Source organism: Kocuria sp. HSID17590, from assembly GCF_003989485.1.
Classification (GTDB): domain Bacteria; phylum Actinomycetota; class Actinomycetes; order Actinomycetales; family Micrococcaceae; genus Kocuria; species Kocuria salsicia.
Genome location: NZ_RBMB01000001.1, coordinates 67,969 through 85,142, shown reverse-complemented (window position 1 = coordinate 85,142; position 17,174 = coordinate 67,969). Strand labels below are relative to the sequence as shown.

17 protein-coding genes are annotated in these 17,174 nt (G+C 69.4%); 7 read left to right on the top strand and 10 right to left on the bottom strand.

What is annotated here, in order from left to right; all coding sequences use genetic code 11:
- The first annotated feature begins 3 nt into the window (after positions 1-3).
- The 3 genes from D8M39_RS00385 to D8M39_RS00375 all read left to right on the top strand — a co-directional run bounded on the left by D8M39_RS00385 (position 4) and on the right by D8M39_RS00375 (position 1,861).
- Positions 4-264 carry a hypothetical protein gene (locus D8M39_RS00385; protein WP_238693878.1) on the top strand — a complete coding sequence of 87 codons (261 nt, stop codon included), beginning with the start codon at positions 4-6 and terminating at the stop codon, positions 262-264.
- On the top strand, positions 261-824 hold the full coding sequence (locus tag D8M39_RS00380) for a DUF3349 domain-containing protein (protein ID WP_019310349.1): 564 nt from the start codon (positions 261-263) through the stop codon (positions 822-824). Before D8M39_RS00385 ends, D8M39_RS00380 begins: the two co-directional genes overlap by 4 nt.
- 158 nt (positions 825-982) lie before the next feature.
- On the top strand, positions 983-1,861 hold the full coding sequence (locus tag D8M39_RS00375) for an alpha/beta fold hydrolase (RefSeq protein ID WP_126874154.1): 879 nt from the start codon (positions 983-985) through the stop codon (positions 1,859-1,861).
- A gap of 124 nt (positions 1,862-1,985) precedes the next feature.
- Here the strand turns inward: D8M39_RS00375 and fmdA are convergent, their stop codons facing one another.
- The 6 genes from fmdA to D8M39_RS00345 all read right to left on the bottom strand — a co-directional run bounded on the left by fmdA (position 1,986) and on the right by D8M39_RS00345 (position 9,791).
- Positions 1,986-3,242 carry a formamidase gene (gene fmdA / locus D8M39_RS00370; RefSeq protein ID WP_126874153.1) on the bottom strand — a complete coding sequence of 419 codons (1,257 nt, stop codon included), beginning with the start codon at positions 3,240-3,242 and terminating at the stop codon, positions 1,986-1,988.
- Positions 3,243-3,300: 58 nt separating this feature from the next.
- Positions 3,301-3,594, bottom strand: coding sequence for an FmdB family zinc ribbon protein (locus D8M39_RS00365; protein WP_012399367.1), 294 nt, complete (start codon positions 3,592-3,594; stop codon positions 3,301-3,303).
- A gap of 227 nt (positions 3,595-3,821) precedes the next feature.
- Positions 3,822-5,384, bottom strand: a complete 1,563-nt coding sequence (gene hutH / locus D8M39_RS00360) for a histidine ammonia-lyase (protein ID WP_126874152.1) — start codon at positions 5,382-5,384, stop codon at positions 3,822-3,824.
- Positions 5,385-5,467: 83 nt separating this feature from the next.
- Entirely contained in the window at positions 5,468-6,787 is a 1,320-nt protein-coding gene (locus tag D8M39_RS00355) for a YjiH family protein (protein ID WP_126874151.1), read from the bottom strand.
- A gap of 113 nt (positions 6,788-6,900) precedes the next feature.
- Positions 6,901-8,076: an imidazolonepropionase gene (hutI, locus tag D8M39_RS00350; protein WP_126874150.1), complete on the bottom strand. Its 1,176-nt coding sequence runs from the start codon at positions 8,074-8,076 to the stop codon at positions 6,901-6,903.
- A complete protein-coding gene (locus D8M39_RS00345; protein ID WP_126874149.1) occupies positions 8,073-9,791 on the bottom strand; it encodes a urocanate hydratase in 1,719 nt (572 codons plus the stop codon). The genes hutI and D8M39_RS00345 overlap by 4 nt, the downstream gene beginning before the upstream one ends.
- Before the next feature lie 136 nt (positions 9,792-9,927).
- Between D8M39_RS00345 and D8M39_RS13080 the strand changes: the two genes are divergently transcribed.
- Positions 9,928-10,050: a hypothetical protein gene (locus tag D8M39_RS13080; RefSeq protein WP_256385970.1), complete on the top strand. Its 123-nt coding sequence runs from the start codon at positions 9,928-9,930 to the stop codon at positions 10,048-10,050.
- 10 nt (positions 10,051-10,060) lie between these two features.
- Here the strand turns inward: D8M39_RS13080 and D8M39_RS12525 are convergent, their stop codons facing one another.
- Together D8M39_RS12525 and D8M39_RS00335 are read right to left on the bottom strand one after the other, a co-directional pair.
- Positions 10,061-10,303 carry a hypothetical protein gene (locus D8M39_RS12525; RefSeq protein ID WP_153245897.1) on the bottom strand — a complete coding sequence of 81 codons (243 nt, stop codon included), beginning with the start codon at positions 10,301-10,303 and terminating at the stop codon, positions 10,061-10,063.
- A gap of 333 nt (positions 10,304-10,636) precedes the next feature.
- A complete protein-coding gene (locus tag D8M39_RS00335; RefSeq protein WP_126874148.1) occupies positions 10,637-11,116 on the bottom strand; it encodes a hypothetical protein in 480 nt (159 codons plus the stop codon).
- A gap of 308 nt (positions 11,117-11,424) precedes the next feature.
- Here D8M39_RS00335 and D8M39_RS00330 point away from each other — a divergent pair, with 308 nt between their 5' ends.
- On the top strand, positions 11,425-12,438 hold the full coding sequence (locus tag D8M39_RS00330) for a hypothetical protein (protein ID WP_126874147.1): 1,014 nt from the start codon (positions 11,425-11,427) through the stop codon (positions 12,436-12,438).
- Positions 12,439-12,553: 115 nt separating this feature from the next.
- On the opposite strand, the gene D8M39_RS00325 is transcribed toward D8M39_RS00330, so the two are convergent.
- Positions 12,554-13,339: an IclR family transcriptional regulator gene (locus D8M39_RS00325; protein WP_126874146.1), complete on the bottom strand. Its 786-nt coding sequence runs from the start codon at positions 13,337-13,339 to the stop codon at positions 12,554-12,556.
- Positions 13,340-13,573: 234 nt separating this feature from the next.
- Between D8M39_RS00325 and hutG the strand changes: the two genes are divergently transcribed.
- Both hutG and D8M39_RS00315 read left to right on the top strand, forming a co-directional pair.
- Complete coding sequence (gene hutG, locus D8M39_RS00320) at positions 13,574-14,734, top strand: formimidoylglutamase (protein ID WP_126874145.1); 1,161 nt, start codon at positions 13,574-13,576, stop codon at positions 14,732-14,734.
- Complete coding sequence (locus D8M39_RS00315; RefSeq protein WP_126874144.1) at positions 14,731-16,185, top strand: amino acid permease; 1,455 nt, start codon at positions 14,731-14,733, stop codon at positions 16,183-16,185. Before hutG ends, D8M39_RS00315 begins: the two co-directional genes overlap by 4 nt.
- A gap of 210 nt (positions 16,186-16,395) precedes the next feature.
- Here the strand turns inward: D8M39_RS00315 and D8M39_RS00310 are convergent, their stop codons facing one another.
- Positions 16,396-17,109, bottom strand: coding sequence for a TetR/AcrR family transcriptional regulator (locus D8M39_RS00310; RefSeq protein ID WP_232300186.1), 714 nt, complete (start codon positions 17,107-17,109; stop codon positions 16,396-16,398).
- Positions 17,110-17,174: the final 65 nt, after the last annotated feature.

Sequence of the window (17,174 nt, the reverse complement as noted above, 5' to 3'; positions counted from 1 at the left end):
GAGATGGCCCGATCTGTCCTCGCCGTGCTGCTCGCCGGGCTGTGCTTCGGGGCGGGACTGCCCGCGCTGTTCACGGTGGGCATCACCCTGTGGAGCCGGGCCACCCCCGGGCCCGGCCCGGACGGCGCCGCCCGCCGCAAACCCCTGGCGCTCGCCGGGGCGGTACTCTGCTTTGCGATCGTGCTCGCTGCCGTGGTGATCGGGGTCCTGTGGATCACCCGCAAGAGCTTGGACCACTACCTAGGGATCTCGGTGTTCGGATGATGACCTTCGATGCGGCACTCGACCACATTCGCGCCGCCTACCCCCACGGTGTTCCCCCGGAGCAGCACGTGGCGCTCGCGGAGCTGCTGGCCCGCACGGTGGGCCCTCACCGCACCGAGCGGCTGCTCGAGACCCTGGGCATCCCGGCGGGAGACCTTCTGGGGCCCGCCGCGGCCTCCGCGGAACAGCTGGGCGACGTCGCCGCGGAGCTCGCGCGCGCCGGGTGGCCCCTGGTGGGCGCGAGCCAGGACGAACCACCCCGGCAGCCGGGCTACGTGGCCCGGGTGATGAACTGGCTGCGCGCCGACTACCCCAACGGGGTACCCGCGCAGGACTACCTGCCCGTGCTCGCCGTGCTGCGCCCGCAGCTCAACGACGAGGACATGGCCGCGATCGCGGACCAGCTCGCCCACGACGCCCGCGAGCAGGGGGTGGCGCCCTCCGAGGCGGACGCCCGCGCCGCCATCCAGCGCGCCACGGAGGACGAGCCCAAGCCCGAGGAGCTCGCACGCATCCGCGCGATGCTCGAGGCCCACGGCTGGCCGTTCGAGGGGGAGTAGAGCTCCGACAACCCAGGCCCACGGGACGTCGTCGGCCGTCTCGCGGTGCTGCTCCGACCGCAGCCGTGCGGCATCCCGCCTCGAACGTATTGACGGTCCTGGTGGCGCGGGCCCGGCTGCATGGATGGTCTCCCACCTGGGGCGCGCACAATGGCCCCATGTTCGAGAACTTCGAGACCCACCGCATCCCGGTCCCCGGGGCCACCATCCACGTGCGGACCGCCGGGCGGGGCGAGCCGCTCCTGCTGCTGCACGGCTTCCCGCAGACCCACGCCATGTGGCACCGCCTGGGTCCGGCCCTCGCGCGGGACCACCGCATGGTCGTCGCGGACCTGCGCGGCTACGGAGAATCCACCGCGGCCAGTGAGGACTTCAGCTTCCGGGCCATGGCCGCGGACATGGTGGCCGTGATGCGCCACCTGGGCCACGAGTCCTTCCACGTGGTGGCCCACGACCGCGGCGCCCGCACCGCCCACCGCATGACTCTGGACGCCCCGGACGCCGTGCGCTCCGTGGCGCTGCTGGACATCCTCCCCACCCCCGCCGTGTGGGAGCTCATGGACGACTGGCTGGCCATCCGGTACTACCACTGGCTGTTCCTGGCCCAGCCAGCACCCATGCCGCAGGGGCTCATCAGCGCCGAGCCCCTCACGTTCCTGCACGCGGCCCTCGGGGGACTCAATGGCACTCCCGGTTCCCCGGACACGTTCGACCCCGAGGCGCTCGTCGCCTACGAGGCCGCCGCCCGGAACCCGTCCGTCGTGGCCGCGTGGTGCGCGGACTACGCCGCAGCCGCCGGGGTGGATCGGGAGCACGACGACGCCGACCGCGGCACCTCCCGCGACCTCCCCGCCCTGCTGCTCTGGGGCAGCAACGGCGTGGTGGGTGCCCAGACGGATCCGCTGGAGGCGTGGCGGCCGTGGTTGCCGCGCATCACCGGCCGGGCGGTTCCCACCGGGCACTTCATGGTGGAGGAGCGCCCGGACGAGGTGCCGGCGGAGATCCAGGAGCACCTGGCGGCCGCTGCACAAAACTGAGGGGGTCTCCCGTTAGACATGCGAGTGCACTTCCACCGGCGGGAAACTTCGGTTCCCGTGGCGGAAGTGCACTCACCTGCGAGAGGCGACCCAGCGGCGTCGTCCGCGCGGGGCCGTGGCGGGATCAGCCCGGGTTCATCGCCCGCGGGGCGCCCATGCCCGGGTCCACCTGCATGGGGCCGCTGGCGGAGGGACGGATGTCCACGTCGAAGATCTCCGTGGGCAGGTACACCGTGGCGCACGAATTGGGGATGTCCACCACCCCGGAGAAGCGGCCCTCGATGGGCGCGGCGCCCAGCAGCAGGTACGCCTGCTCCTTGGACCAGCCGAACTTGGCGAGGTAGTCGATCGCGTGCAGGATCGCGCGCTGGTAGGACAGGTGCGAGTCCAGGTAGCGCTGCTCGCCGTCGAGCGTCACGGACGTGCCCGAGAACGCGAGCCACTCCGAGTACACGGGACCGTTGCGCCCGGGCATGAAGATGGCGTTCTCGCTCACGCCGTAGGTGTCCATGCCGCCCTTGATCACGTCCACGTGGATGTCGATGAAACCGCCCATCTCGATGCCGCCGCAGAACGTGATCTCACCGTCCCCCTGGGAGAAGTGCAGATCCCCCATGGAGAGGTTCGCCCCGGACACGTACACCGGGTAGAACACGCGCGAGCCCTTGGTGAAGTTCTTGATGTCCTGGTTGCCGCCGTTCTCGCGCGGGGGAGCCGTGCGGGCGCCCTCGCCGGCCACGCGGTCGAAGTCCGCGCCGGTCAGCGAACCCAGGATCGCGGCGTCGGGTTCGGGTGGCAGAGCCAGCGGGGGCACGCGCTGCGGATCGGTGGCGATCAGATCGCCCTCGCGCTTGTTCCACTTCTTGAGCAGCTCCGCAGACGGAGCCGTGCCCATCAGGCCCGGGTGCACCATGCCCGTGAACTTCACGCCGGGGATGTGGCGGGAGGTGCACTCGCCGCCCCGGAAGTCCCACACGGCCTTGTAGGCGTCCGGGAACTGGTCCACCAGGAAGCTGCCGCCGTTCTTCTGCGCGAAGATCCCCGTGTAGCCCCAGCCCTGACCGGCCAGCGGGCCCTCCTCCTGCGGGATGGGACCCACGTCCAGGATGTCCACGATCAGCAGGTCGCCGGGCTCCGCGTCCTCGATCCGGAACGGCCCGGACAGCGCGTGCACTCGGTTCAGTGGGGCGTCGCGGATGTCGTCCGCGGAGTCGTCGTTCTTGATGGCGCCGTCGAACCACTCGCGGCAGTCGATGCGGTAGCTCTCCCCGCGCTTGAGTGTGGCCACGGGCGGGATGTCCGGGTGCCAGCGGTTGTGGCCGGTCAGCTTCTGTTCGGTGAAGGGCTTGGTGGAATCCAGCGGGAAAATCACTTCTGGCATGGTCCGTGACCTTTCTGGAGAGCCCCGCGGGCGGTTCCCGCGCGGCAGTGCGGGGAAGCTACGGCCGCGGCAGCTTCGCGTGCCGGGGGTCCCGGGTCACGGCAGGGGCCGCTCCGGGGGCGCCGGGCTGGCGGGGCAGGGATCGGACGACGTCGGGCGCGTCAGCCGTGCGGGCGGCGTCGTCGATCGCGCGTGCCCGGGGAGAGTTCGCGCGGGACAGACCCACCGCGGAGAAGACGCGCCGCGCGTCCGCGCCGCACGCGGGGCAGACCTGGGAGCGCGGCACCTGCGCCATGGCGTGGTGGGCGTCGAACGGCCCGCAGGCCTCGCACCGGAACTCGTAGACGGGCATGGACGCTCCCTTCACGCGTGTAAGCCACAATACAACCCGGTCTGAAGAGGGGACAGGGCCGGGGGCTGCCCTGCGGGAGACCGGACGTGCAGGGAGAGGTCCTGCCCCTGACAACGCAATATCCAGCGGCAGAGCCTCCCCGCAAACGCGGCGTTCCGCACCGCGCCTACCCGCCGCGCGCGAGGAGACGCGCGGGCGACGTCGTGCCCCGCCTCCGCGCGTGCCGGTCAGTTCAGCGGGCCCACCGCGGACTCGACCGTGCGCACGAGGCGCCCCGAGGCCACGTACTCCTCGGCGGCCTCGATCTCCGGTGCCATGAAGCGGTCCTCGCCGGGCGCGCCCACGCGGCCGTCCAGGTCCGCAATGACCGCCGACGCCGCCGCGCCGGGTTCCAAGGGCGCGCGCAGGGCGATCGCGCGGGTGGAGGTCAGCAGCTCGATGGCGAGCACGCGGCGCAGGTTCAGCACGGCCTGGCGCAGCTTGCGGGCGGCGTGCCAGCCCATGGACACGTGGTCCTCCTGCATCGCGGAGCTGGGGATGGAGTCCACGGAGGCGGGCGCGGCCAGGCGCTTCATGTCCGAGACCAGCCCGGCCTGGGTGTACTGCGCGATCATCAGCCCGGAGTCCGTGCCCGGGTCCTCCGCGAGGAACGGGGGCAGGCCGTGGGAACGGGCAGGGTCGAGCATGCGGTCGGTGCGGCGCTCGGACATGGAGGCCAGGTCCGCGATGGGGATGGCCAGGAAGTCCAGCACGTACGCCACGGGGGCGCCGTGGAAGTTGCCGTTGGAGCTCACGGTGCCGTCGTCCAGCACCACGGGGTTGTCCACGGCCGCGGCGAGCTCCTGCTGCGCGACGGTCAGCGCGTAGCGGGCGGTGTCCCGGCTGCCGCCCGCCACCTGAGGAGCGCAGCGCAGCGAGTAGGCGTCCTGCACGCGGTCGTCGCCCACGCGGTGGGAGGCCACGATGCCGGAGCCCTCCAGCACCTTGAGCATGTTCGCCGCGGCATACTTCTGGCCCGGGTGGGGGCGCAGCGGCTCGTGCAGCTCGGGGACGAACACGCGGTCCGTACCCAGCAGGCCCTCCACGGAGAACGCGGCGGTGATGTCTGCGGCGGTGAGCAGGTTCTGCAGGTCCGCCAGCGCCATGATGAGCTGGCCCAGCATGCCGTCCGTGCCGTTGATCAGCGCCAGGCCCTCCTTCTCGGCGAGGGTCACGGGCTCGATCCCGGCCTCGGCGAGCAGTTCGGGCACGGGGCGTTCGGTGCCGTCCGGTCCGACGGCGCGGCCCTCGCCCATGAGCACGAGCGCGCAGTGGGCGAGCGGCGCCAGGTCACCCGAGCAGCCCAGCGAGCCGAACTCGTGCACCACCGGGGTGATGCCCGCGTTGAGCACGGCGAGCATGGCCTCCAGGGTCTCCACCCGGATGCCCGTGTGCCCGGAGGCCAGGGTCTTGGCGCGCAGGAACATCAGCGCCCGCACCACCTCCCGCTCCACGGTGGGCCCGGTGCCCGCGGCGTGGGAGCGCACCAGGGACTTCTGCAGCCGCGTGCGCTTCTCCAGCGGGATGTGCTTGTTGGCCAGCGCCCCGAAGCCGGTGGAGATCCCGTACGCGGGCACGTCCGACGCCGCCAGCTCATCGATGTTCCGACGCACCGTGGCCACGTGCTCGCGGGCCTCGTCGGTCAGCTCCACGCGGGCGTCGTGGCGGGCGACGGCGATGACGTCACCCACCGTGACGCCGGAGGATCCCAGCTGCACGGTGGTGGGGAGGTCGGTGTCGAAGAGGGTCATGGGGAAGGGTCCTTCCGGTCGGGAGTGGTTCGGGAGAAGTGGGTCAGGGCGGTGCAGTGCACGTGCGCCGGGGGCGCTGCGCGCTAGGTGAGCAGTCGCACCAGCGGAGTGGCGATGAGGATGGTGAGGGCCACGCGCTCGAACCAGATGACCACCAGCGATCGGATGGAGACCGGGATCTCGGTGGCCAGGATGGACGGCACGAGGGCGGAGAAGAAGATGATCGCCGAGACGCAGACAATCGCGATCACCAGGCGCAGGACGAGCGAGTCCTGCCCGGCCACCAGGGTGGCGGGGAGGAACATCTCCGCGATGCCCGTGGCCGACGCCTTGCCCGCCAGCAGCGGCTCCGGCAGGCCCACGACCCACGCGAACGGCACGAAGAGGTACCCCAGCCAGTCGAAGATCGGGGTGTAGCGGGCCAGCACCAGTCCGAGCAGACCGATCGAGAGGATCGACGGGAGGATGGACATGGCCATGCGCAGGCCGTCCCGGAGGTTGTCCCACACGTTGCGGCCCAGGCTGGGGGCGGTGTGCAGGGCTCCGCGCGCCTCGGCCCACGCGTGGTGGAAGCGACGGCCGGTGACCAGCTTCTCCGGCTGGTGCTCCACGCCGGGGTAGGGGTCGTCCGGGATGCGGCTCAGCGGCGGGATCCGCACGGTGATGGCGGTGACCAGGAAGGTGACCACCAGGGCCAGCCAGAAGTAGAGCAGCCAGTGGTCCATGAGGTCCAGGGCCTTGGCCACGATCACCATGAAGCTCGCGGACACCGTGGAGAAGCCCGTGGCAATGACGGCGGCTTCCCGCGCCGTGTAGCGGCCCTCCCGGTAGACGCGGTCGGTGAGCAGCAGCGCCAGGGAGTAGCTGCCCACGAAGGACGCCACGGCGTCGATGGCCGAGCGGCCCGGGGTGCGCCACACCGGGCGCATGACCGGCTGCAGGAACACCCCGATGAACTCCATGAGACCGTACCCGATGAGCAGTGCCAGGAACACGGCGCCGATGGGCACGATCAGCCCCACCGGGATCACCAGGGAGTTGAAGAGGAACGGGCCCATGTCCTTGGCCATGAGCCAGTCCGGACCCACACCGAAGACCAGAGCGCATCCCACCACCAGGCCGAGGATGTTCAGGAACGCGAACACCATCTTCACCGGGGACGCCCGCCAGGAACCCGTGACGAACGGCAACACCGTGCCCGCCAGAATCACTGCCAGCGCGTAGTACGGCACGGCGGCACCCACGTTCTCCCGGAGCCACGTGACGATGTGGTCCAACGGGATGGTGCTCTTGCCGCCGATGGTGACGGGCACGAAGAACATGAAGATGCCGATGGCGCTGTAGAGCACGAAGCGCAGCACATCGGCGCGGTTGGTGCGCGCGGGTTCCTGGAGCGTGCTCATTTCACATCCTCGTGACGGGTGAATCGTGGGTGGTGGTCGTGTGCCGCGGGGTGCGGCAGTGCCGGGCAGGGTTCGATCCGGGAGGCCCCGCGGCACACCGCAGGGCCTCCCGCTCAGATCTCCCGGCGGCCCGCCCGCCACACGCCCCACGTGAGGGGCATGCCGGGGCGGTAGGCCAGGTGCACGGCCTGCGGGGCGTTCAGCACGTGCAGGTCCGCGCGCGTTCCCACGGCGAGGTGGCCCACGGCGGGGCGGCCCGGGGTGGAGACGTCACGACGCAGCGCCTTCGCACCGCCGAGCGTGGCCGCACGGACGGCCTCGTCCACCGTGAGCTTCATCTGCAGCACCGCGGTGGCCACGCAGAAGTTCATGGACGTGGTGTAGCTGGTGCCGGGGTTGCAGTTGGACGCGATCGCCACGGTGGCTCCCGCGTCCAGCAGCTCACGGGCCGGGGCCAGCGGGGCACGGGTGGACAGGTCGCACGCCGGCAGCACGGTGGCCACGGTGTCCGATCCGGCCAGCGCCGCCACGTCCTCGTCCGAGAGGAAGTTGCAGTGGTCCACGGACGCCGCCCCCAGCTCCACGGCCAGGGACACACCCTCACCGGGACCGATCTGGTTGCTGTGCACCCGCAGCCCGAGCCCCGCCTCCCGGCAGGCCTCGAGCACGCGGCGCGACTGCTCCGGGTTGAACGCCCCGCGCTCGCAGAACACGTCCGCCCACTGCACGTACGGGGTCACGGCCTCGAGCATGGGCCCGCACACCGTCTCCACGTACTCGTCCGCGTCCACACCCTCGGGCACCAGGTGGGCGCCCAGGAACGTGACCTCGTCCGCGGCGTCCGCGGCGATCTTCGCGGCGCGCAGCTCCTGCTCCACGTCCAGTCCGTAGCCCGTCTTCGTCTCCAGGTAGGTGGTGCCACCGGCCACGGCATCCCGCACGCGCCCGGCCACGAGCCCCCGCAGGGTCTCGTCACTGGCTTCCCGGGTGGCGTTCGTGGTCACGCCGATGCCGCCCGCCGCGTATGCCTCACCGGCCATACGCGCCGCGAACTCCTCACCACGGTCCCCGGCGAACACCAGGTGCGTGTGCGAGTCCACCCAGCCGGGCAGCCCCGCGCGCCCCTCCACGTCCACGGCGCGGTCCGCGGCGGGGGCCTCGGAGGCGCGGCCTATCCACGCGATCAGCCCGTTCTCGACGACGACGGCCGCGTCCCTGAGCACGGAGTCCGCACCCCGGCCGGGGTCCACGGTGTGCAGCTCGCCGATGCCGGTGATGAGCTCGCTCACTGGTCCGCGTCCCGGGTGGTGGCGAGGTCGTTGTGCATGGGGATGTTGACGCCGCGCTCGTCCGCGACCTCGACGGCGCGCTCGTAGCCGGCGTCCGCGTGGCGGATCACGCCCATGCCGGGATCGTTGGTGAGCAGGCGCTCGAGCTTCTCGGCCGCGAGATCGGTGCCGTCCGCCACCGAGACCTGGCCCGCGTGGATGGAGCGGCCGATGCCCACGCCGCCGCCGTGGTGGATGGAGACCCAGGTGGCGCCCGAGGACGCGGCGGTCAGCGCGTTGAGCAGGGGCCAGTCCGCGATCGCGTCCGAACCGTCCTTCATGGACTCGGTCTCGCGGTAGGGGGAGGCCACCGAACCGGAGTCCAGGTGGTCGCGGCCGATCACGATGGGCGCGGAGACCTTGCCCTCGGCCACGAGCTGGTTGAAGAGCAGTCCGGCCCTGTGGCGCTCGCCGTAGCCCAGCCAGCAGATGCGCGCGGGCAGGCCCTCGAACTCCACGTGCTCCTGCGCGGCGTCGATCCACTCGTGCAGGTGCGTGTTGTCCGGGAAGAGATCCTTGATCGCGTTGTCCGTGACCTCGATGTCCTTGGGGTCGCCGGAGAGTGCCACCCAGCGGAACGGGCCGAGGCCCTCGCAGAACAGCGGGCGGATGTATGCCGGGACGAAGCCCGGGAACTCGAACGCGCGGGTGTAGCCGGCGTGGCGGGCCTCGTCGCGGATGGAGTTGCCGTAGTCGAAGACCTCGGCGCCCTCGTCCTGGAACTCGACCATCGCCTGGACCTGCGCGGCCATGGCCTCCTGGGCCTTCTTGGTGAAGCCGATCGGATCCGCCTTGGCCTCGGCGTCCCACTGCTCCACGGTGAACTCGGTGGGCAGGTAGGACAGGGGATCGTGCGCGGAGGTCTGGTCGGTCACGACGTCCACGGAGATCTCGCCCGCGCGGTGGCGGCGCAGCAGCTCCGGGAACACGTCCGCGGCGTTGCCCACGTACCCCACGGACAGCGCGCGGCGCTCGTTCTTGGCGGCCATGACCTTGGCGAGGGCGGTGTCCAGGTCCGTCTCCACCTCGTCCAGGTAGCGCTTGGACTGGCGGCGCTTGAGGCGCGTCTCGTCCACGTCCACGACGAGGCACGCCCCGCCGTTGAGCGTCACCGCGAGCGGCTGGGCGCCGCCCATGCCGCCGCAGCCGCCGGTGATGGTCAGGGTGCCGGCCAGGGTGGGCTCGGGGATGCGGCCCTCCTCGTGCATCTTGCGGGCGACGGCGTAGAACGTCTCGTAGGTGCCCTGCAGGATGCCCTGCGTGGCGATGTAGATCCAGGACCCGGCGGTCATCTGGCCGTACATCATGAGGCCCTCGTCCTCGAGCTTGCGGAACTCGGGCCAGGTGGCCCAGTCGCCCACCAGGTTGGAGTTGGCGATCAGCACGCGCGGGGCCCACTGGTGGGTGCGGAACACGCCCACCGGCTTGCCGGACTGGACCAGCAGGGTCTCGTCGTCCTCCAGCTCCTTCAGGGTCTTCACGATGGCGTCGAACGCCTCCCAGCTGCGAGCCGCGCGGCCCGTGCCGCCGTAGACCACCAGGTCGTCAGGACGCTCGGCGACCTCCGGGTCCAGGTTGTTCATGAGCATGCGCATGGGGGCTTCGGTCTGCCAGCTCTTGGCGCTGATCTCGGTGCCGCGGGGTGCGCGGACGGGGCGGGCGTTGGGCAGTGCCATGAGGTGCCTCCTGGTGCGAGTCGGTCCGGAGCGGGTAAGACCGCGGACGGGGAATGACTCCATGGGACCACGGGCGGTGACGGGGGTCACGGGTTCTGGAGGGGGTTGTGTCTGGGATGACAGACAGGGGGGCGATATGGCCGATCAGATGCCCAACGGGTCCGCCCCTGCACGACTGACGCTCGACGAGTTGGATGCCCTCATCGCAGCATCGCAAAAGCAACTTGCCGCCGTGAACGAACTGGTCATGAATCTGTGACCTTTTGGGTTCAACTTACCCAGGATGACGTGGTCGGGATCCACGACGTAGTGCCCCCGCGCCAATCCGTGACGAGGCGCTTCTCGCCAGTGCCGTCGAAAAGCCCTGGACGAGCTACATAGGAGCTGAGCTGCGCCCCGGCCTGGCAGGCGGGATTATCGAACCAGACAACTGTGAGGTGATGACTTTGCCCCGTACCGTCGATGAAATCCTTGCGCACGCGAATCAGCTGGTTGCGCGCTTCGAGCAGCATGAGCCGAGACCTGAGGATGAGCTGGATGTGGGTGCGATCACCGCTCTTCGTGTGTCCCGTCTCGAACGGCCGTAGCGGAACGGCATGTCATCGGTGCCGTGCGAGCAACCCCCTATGCGAGGATATCGTGGGCCGCGATTTGGGCATTTCTTCAAGCAATTTTTTAGATTGCTCGCCAGCGTTACATGCTACCAGTGGTCTCTATTTAGATGCATGCAACAACCACGTCACACCCTCCTGCGTCTACGAACTCTATAATGAATTCCAATGTGATTTCTTCAGATCGCTCCAATTGGTTATAGCCGGCCCGAACCAGGGTTTGCGCGAATTATGTTACCTGTCTCGCTCTTCGGAAAAATTCGGCTTAAACATGCCTTCCGGGAATCCCTCACGCACCCAGATGGTCAGAGCCGCAGAAATCATGCCGGCTTGCCACGGCAAGGCTCGAGGGTCCTGCTGGGGTCTTATGCATTTCATGACCTCTTCGCTCTGCTCGTGTGCCCATTGAGCAGCGTTCGGGTGATCGTGAATTTCTCGGACACAGAACATTATGAGTTCGTCTGAAAATTGCCTGCCCTTCTCGCTGTCTCCGGGAGTTGTTGCCCGAACCGCCAAGGATGACTGCATGACGGCTGCCACGCTGGAAAGCGTCCGCTCCTCTGCTGCCTTACTTGCTTGAGCCTCGCGGGTTAATCGGTCCCTCTTGAGTTCATGCTTTTTCGTTCCCCAAAAAACTGCAAAGAGGCCAATCAGGCTAATCGTGGCCCCCACACTTCCTTGGAGGACATTGGCCCACCACTCCATAGCTGTCATACCACCAGTATCGGGCTGCAGTCATCGCTAATGTGGATCGTGTGCTTTGCTTGGCGTGTTGCCGCCCGATGGCGGTGCTCAGCCCTGGCGCGCCCTGCAATCCACGCCTCGCCCCGTCAGCGGTGCAGCAGTCCCCCCGTAGAAGTCGAGCGTCCAACGTGACGGAGCGCGTGCATATAATTCACGGTATCCCTCTCCCGTTAGGAGCGCCCGTGGCCGCTGTAGACCCTTTCAACAACACCGCTAATAGGTCGCCGTTTCGCGTCCCCAAACTCCCCGGTCAAGCATGGGTTGACCATAACTCACCTATGGCCCGCTTGGCAGTCGGCGAGCCCGCCGTGGATAACCTCCTGGCGCGAACCGCGACTAACAGCTACACCCGTGCCGTAAACCAGGTAATGATGGGCGGTGGTCCTTTGCTGGCTGGAACTGGCGCACTGGTGGCAAAGGCGACCTGTGGATCGGTGCAAGACTCGTGCCGTCCACTCGCCGCGGACTACTTCTCGACCTACAGGCAAACGATCATTCCCGAGGGTCTGTTGCATGGCGTAAAAGCCGCTTCGGGTGTGGCGGGATGGGGCAACCAGGCGGCGTCCATGGGGAAGCTTGCACCCAGCGTGTCGGTCCACTCCTGGATGCTGAGATCCCATAAGTCAGTCTTTAATGTTTTATCGGGATTTCACACGGGCGCGGGGAACACGGCATGGGAATTCATGATGGGTAAGCAAATTGCCAGCGCCACGGCGTCCATTGAACCCGTCATGCGGGCTGTGCGCAACGTGGCCTCCCTGACGCAGGGGTCCGTATTGAAATCGTTGATGGGCGCTACGAATCCGCCGGTTTTCACCTTCAATTGGGGCGACGGGTTCAAGGCAGGGCCAGCGCCGGTGCCCCTGTCGAATCTAGGTCCTGCTGCCACCGATTACGCTGCGGCGGCGCGACGTCTCCACGAAACGCTTGGTCTGGACGATATCGCCCAGGACGACGCCGAGTTCATCCCTACCGCGAATGACACCGCATACGAAATGCTCGCCCGTCTGGCGCCCGAGGTCGCCGTCCAGGTGGATGCGGAAGCAGCGTCGGTCAAGACGAGCTTTTGGCAGCGCCGGGCCGTACGAAACTCACTTGCCTGGACGGCTTGGGGCCTCCTCCACCTTGTGATCATTTTCGTCATGGTCATTCTTCCTAGTTGCGGACTCGTTAGCCCGTGGGCTGCGAATTCCGGGGCCTACGCTCTCTCCCGGTTGGAATCGAAGGGACTTAGCCCCAAGATGGTCAAGGACAAGATCGCCTTTCCCAGGAAAGACCCCGACGAGGACTAGGTGTTGTGGGTCATGGCGTTGTTGACGCGGGCCGGAACATGTGATCCCGGGGCGTCGCGCCGCAGACGCGGCCCATTCCGCATCGGGTGGGCGTCCGTGTAACATCTTCGGGTCGTCAGCTGCTACTACCCGGCACCGCCCCGTGCAAGCGCCGAGTCAGCGCCTCCGCCGTCCGCCGCACGTGCCCCACCAGCTCTGCCCGCCGCTCGTCGTCGATCTTGTGCCCCAGGAACGTGAGCGCCACCCCCGCCACCGGCAGTCCCCGATGGTCGTGGGCCGCGATCGCCACGGAGGCGAAGTTCGGCGTCACGTCACCCTCCTCCACGGCCCAGCCGCGCTCACGGGTCCGCGCAAGCTCGGCCCGCAGCTGACCCGGCGTCGTGATCGCCGTGCTGTCCCAGCGCGACGCGAACGAGTCCCGGTCCGGGTACAGCGCCCGCACCTGCGCGGGGGGCAGGCCCGCGAGCATCGACCGTCCGCTCGCCGTGAGGTGCGCCGGAATGCGCACCCCCACGTTCGTCACCAGCGACGGCTTGTACGGCGCCCGCTCCTCCACCACGTAGACCACGTCCCGCCCCTGCATCACCGCCAGGTGCGCGTTCTCGCCCACCGCGTCCACGAGCGCCCGCAGCAGCGGCTCGCCCAGCCGCGCCATCGGGTCCTGCCGCGTGTACGCCGAGGACAGCTCGAACGCCGCGATCCCCAGCCCGTACAGCCGCTCCTCGGGCAGGTGCACCACGAACCCCTGCTCGGTCATCACCGCCAATAGGTGGTACACGCTGGACCGCGGCAGCTCCAGCGCCGTCGCAATCGACGACGCCGCCACCGGCCCCTTCCGCGAGGCCAGGAACCGCAGGATCCGCAGCGTGCTCTGGGCGGCAGGCACCTTGGGTCCCGGCATGGCATCTCCTCCGTTGAGCAGCGGTGGGCGACGACGCCGCGCGGCCACTGCGCGTGCCCCCGGTCCGGTGTGTCGTACGATCTGCGTGTCTGGAATACCAGACGATATCTGGTGTGCGCCCTCGTCGCCGTGCCCCGTGGTGGGATTGGCTGGGGGCAGCGTAATTCAGATCACACTCGCGGGCGCCCGGCACCGTGCCACGCTGGGGGCAGGCACCGCAGGAAAGGGCGTTCCATGAATCCCACCCGGATCATTCCACCGGACGACTTCGTCTGGAGCGGACGAACGGACGGGGGCACCCCCGAGCACCTGCGCTGGCACCAGAAGGTGCGCCCAGAATCAGGCGACCAGGGCAGCGCCACCGAGGGCCCCGCCGTCGAACTCATCGGCTTCTCCTGCGACGAGGGCGTGCGCCGCAACAAGGGCCGCGTGGGTGCCTCCGAGGGCCCGGACGCCCTGCGCGGTGCCCTCGCCCCGCTGTCAATGCATGCCGAGTTCGGCATCCACGACGCCGGCACCGTGGTGGTCCCGGACCGCGACCTGGAGGACGGTCAGGACACCCTGGGGCACCAGGTCGCACGCCTCCTGGACACCGGCAACCCAGTGGTCGTCCTGGGCGGCGGGCACGACACCGCATGGGGCAGCTACCTGGGCCGCACCCGCTGCAACCTGTTGCAGGGCCAGCGCGTGGGCGTACTGAACCTGGACGCCCACTTCGACCTGCGCCAGGCGGACGAGCCCTCCTCCGGCACTCCGTTCCTGCAGATGGCCCGCGCGGACCAGGAGGCGGGCCGCACGTTCGACTACACCGTGCTGGGCATCAGCGAGCCCAACAACACGGGCGTCCTGTTCCGCACCGCGGACGAGCTGGGCGTCGAGTTCCTCACGGACGAGCAGTGCCAGCCCCGCCACCTCGACGCCGTCCTGGAGGTCGTGGACCGCCTCGTGGAGCGTGTGGACGCCATCCACCTGAGCATCGACCTGGACGTCCTGCCCGCCGCCGTGGCGCCCGGCGTGAGCGCCCCGGCCGGATACGGTGTTCCTCTGGAGACCATCCAGGCCGTGTGCCACCGCGTGGCCCGCAGCGGCAAACTGGTCCTGGTGGACGTAGTGGAGCTGCTGCCGCGGATGGACGTGGACGGCCGCACCGCCCGCGCCGCCGCCCGCCTCATCACCACCCTGGCCCACGACGCCCTGAGCACGACGACGCCGCCCCCGGCCGCCGCGGGCACGTCCCCGCACGCGGGAGGCGCCACCGCGTCGTCGCCCTCCCCGCGCGGCGGGGGTGACGCGGCGACATCATCCCCCGGGGCGGCGACCACCACGGCAGCCGCCGGCCCCGCACCGACCCCACCGACCGGCCTCGCCGGGAACACCACGGGAGATCACCGATGAGCAGTTCCACCCCGCAGCAACCCGCTCCACAGGGGTCCCCGCAGGAGAACCACACCCTGTCCCGCGGGCTGAGCATGCGCCACATCCAGTTCATCGCGCTGGGCTCGGCGATCGGCACCGGCCTGTTCTACGGCTCCGCCACCGCCATCCAGGCGGCCGGCCCGTCCGTGATCCTGGCGTACCTGATTGCCGGCGCGGTGGTCTACATGGTCATGCGGGCCCTGGGAGAGATGGCCGTGCGCCACCCCGTCCCCGGCTCGTTCGGCCAGTACGCCGCGCGCTACCTGGGCCCCTTCGCGGGCTTCGTCACGGGCTGGACGTTCGTGTTCGAGATGATCGTGGTGGCCATCGCGGACGTCACCGCGTTCGGCGTGTACATGGGCTTCTGGTTCCCGGACACCCCCCGCTGGATCTGGGTGGCCGCGGTGATCCTCTTCATCGCCGCGATCAACACCCGCAACGTGAAGATCTTCGGGGAGCTGGAGTTCTGGCTGACCATCATCAAGGTGGGAGCCATCATCGCGATGATCGTGGGCGGCATCGTGCTCATGGTCATCGGCGTCTCTTTCGCCCCGGGCGAGACCGTGGGTCCGCAGAACCTGGTGGACCACGGAGGCTTCATGCCCAACGGCGTGGGAGGTCTGCTGGCCGCACTGTCCGTGGTGGTCTTCGCGTTCGGCGGCATCGAGACCATCGGCATCACCGCCGGTGAGGCGGGGGATCCCGCCCGCTCCATCCCCAAGGCCGTCAACGCCGTGCCCGCGCGCATCCTGCTGTTCTACGTGGGCACCATGGTGGTCATCATGTCCCTGGTCCCGTGGAACACCATCACCGGGGACGCCAGCCCGTTCGTGCAGATCTTCTCCGCGCTGGGCATCCCGGCCGCGCCCACCATCCTGAACATCGTGGTGATCGTGGCCGCGATCTCGGCGATCAACGCCGACACCTTCGGTGCCGGGCGCATGCTCTTCGGCCTCGCGGAGCAGGGCCAGGCACCCCACGCGTTCACCAAGGTCTCGAAGGCCGGCGTCCCCTGGCTCACCGTGGTGGTCATGGCTGTGGCGCTGGGCATCGGCGTGGTCCTCAATGCGCTGATCCCCGATGACGTGTTCCTGGTGATCGCCTCCATCGCCACGTTCGCCACCGTGTGGGTGTGGCTCATGATCCTGCTCTCGCACATCGCCATGCGCCGCGAGATCGAGCGCAAGAACCGCCCCGAGTCCGCGTTCAAGGTGCCGTTCTGGCCCGTGGCCTCCTGGGCCGCGACCGCCGGCATCCTGTTCGTGGTGGTGCTGCTCGGCTGGTTCCCGGACACCCGCGTGGCGCTCGTGGTGGGCGTTGTATGGCTCGTGCTGCTGGGCGTGGGCTACGCGCTGTTCGTCAAGGGCGGCGGCCGCCACCGCCCCGACCTGGACGACCACACTGCGCTGATCACCCTGCCCCGCACCTGATCAGCCCCGGAGAGAGCCCCGGCCCGTCAGCGAGCCGGGGCTCTTTCATGCCCGGGAGACGACGCCGCACGCCCGGCCCCTCGCGCTGCCTCGCCCTCTCGGGCGCAAGCCACCGGGCGACCACGGGGGGCTGGGAGCGGTGGCGTCGTGCGCGGGAGCGGGCGCTGCGCCTCCAGGGGCAGCGCACCGCCGCAGCATGGGGCCGCCCGTTCAGTGGCTCACGCCCGCGGCCACGAGGGTGGCGGCGCCCCGGATGCGGTCCGTGAGGGTGCGCTCCTCCGTGCGCCCCTGCCGCGCGCGGTTGAGCTCCGCGAGCGAACTGGTGACGATCATGCGTGCCCCCACCTCCAGGTGTGCGACGTGCCGGGGGGACACCTCGTCCAGGCACCCGCCCAGCACCCGGGCGATGTGCTCCTCCAGCTTCTCCACCAGGGCGAGCACCTCTGCTCGGTGGGGCAGCTCCTCCCCGAACAGGATCTCCCGCGCGATCCATGCCGTGGTCTCCGGCCAGTGCAGGGACATCTCGAAGAACGGGGAGAGCAACTCCACGATCCGCTCCACGACCGCGGCGGGGGACTGCCTGCCCGGGGCCAGCGGAGTGGCCACCACGGTGGTGATGTGCTCCGCCCACAGGCTCTCCGTGACCATCATGAGCAGCTCCGCCTTGGTGGCGGCGTACTGGAACACCGTTCCGGCGGCCACGTCCGCGCGGGCGGCCACCTCACTCATGGACATCTGCGCGTAGCCCTTCTCGCTGATGAGCGAGCGCGCCGAGCGCAGGATCCTGGCCCGCTTCTCCGCTTTGGCACGGGCCCGGCGGCCGGTGGTCGGGGGCGTTGCGCCAGCCGCGCGGCGGGGCGCGGGCGGCGTCGTCCCCCGAATGTTTTCGGGGGACTGCGACGAAGGCTGGGCTGAGGTGTGCACGAAAATTATTGTATGACACTCAATATTGAGTACACTCAAGAATATTCCCACGGGACGCCGGACGG

Bases quoted from the DNA above. Each gene is read 5' to 3' on its own strand.
- D8M39_RS00385 (WP_238693878.1), top strand. From the start codon at position 4: ATGGCCCGATCTGTCCTCGCCGTGCTGCTCGCCGGGCTGTGCTTCGGG.
- D8M39_RS00380 (WP_019310349.1), top strand. From the start codon at position 261: ATGATGACCTTCGATGCGGCACTCGACCACATTCGCGCCGCCTACCCC.
- D8M39_RS00375 (WP_126874154.1), top strand. From the start codon at position 983: ATGTTCGAGAACTTCGAGACCCACCGCATCCCGGTCCCCGGGGCCACC.
- fmdA (WP_126874153.1), bottom strand. From the start codon at position 3,242: ATGCCAGAAGTGATTTTCCCGCTGGATTCCACCAAGCCCTTCACCGAA.
- D8M39_RS00365 (WP_012399367.1), bottom strand. From the start codon at position 3,594: ATGCCCGTCTACGAGTTCCGGTGCGAGGCCTGCGGGCCGTTCGACGCC.
- hutH (WP_126874152.1), bottom strand. From the start codon at position 5,384: ATGACCCTCTTCGACACCGACCTCCCCACCACCGTGCAGCTGGGATCC.
- D8M39_RS00355 (WP_126874151.1), bottom strand. From the start codon at position 6,787: ATGAGCACGCTCCAGGAACCCGCGCGCACCAACCGCGCCGATGTGCTG.
- D8M39_RS00345 (WP_126874149.1), bottom strand. From the start codon at position 9,791: ATGGCACTGCCCAACGCCCGCCCCGTCCGCGCACCCCGCGGCACCGAG.
- D8M39_RS13080 (WP_256385970.1), top strand. From the start codon at position 9,928: ATGGCCGATCAGATGCCCAACGGGTCCGCCCCTGCACGACTGACGCTC.
- D8M39_RS12525 (WP_153245897.1), bottom strand. From the start codon at position 10,303: ATGCTGCTCGAAGCGCGCAACCAGCTGATTCGCGTGCGCAAGGATTTC.
- D8M39_RS00335 (WP_126874148.1), bottom strand. From the start codon at position 11,116: ATGACAGCTATGGAGTGGTGGGCCAATGTCCTCCAAGGAAGTGTGGGG.
- D8M39_RS00330 (WP_126874147.1), top strand. From the start codon at position 11,425: ATGGCCCGCTTGGCAGTCGGCGAGCCCGCCGTGGATAACCTCCTGGCG.
- D8M39_RS00325 (WP_126874146.1), bottom strand. From the start codon at position 13,339: ATGCCGGGACCCAAGGTGCCTGCCGCCCAGAGCACGCTGCGGATCCTG.
- hutG (WP_126874145.1), top strand. From the start codon at position 13,574: ATGAATCCCACCCGGATCATTCCACCGGACGACTTCGTCTGGAGCGGA.
- D8M39_RS00315 (WP_126874144.1), top strand. From the start codon at position 14,731: ATGAGCAGTTCCACCCCGCAGCAACCCGCTCCACAGGGGTCCCCGCAG.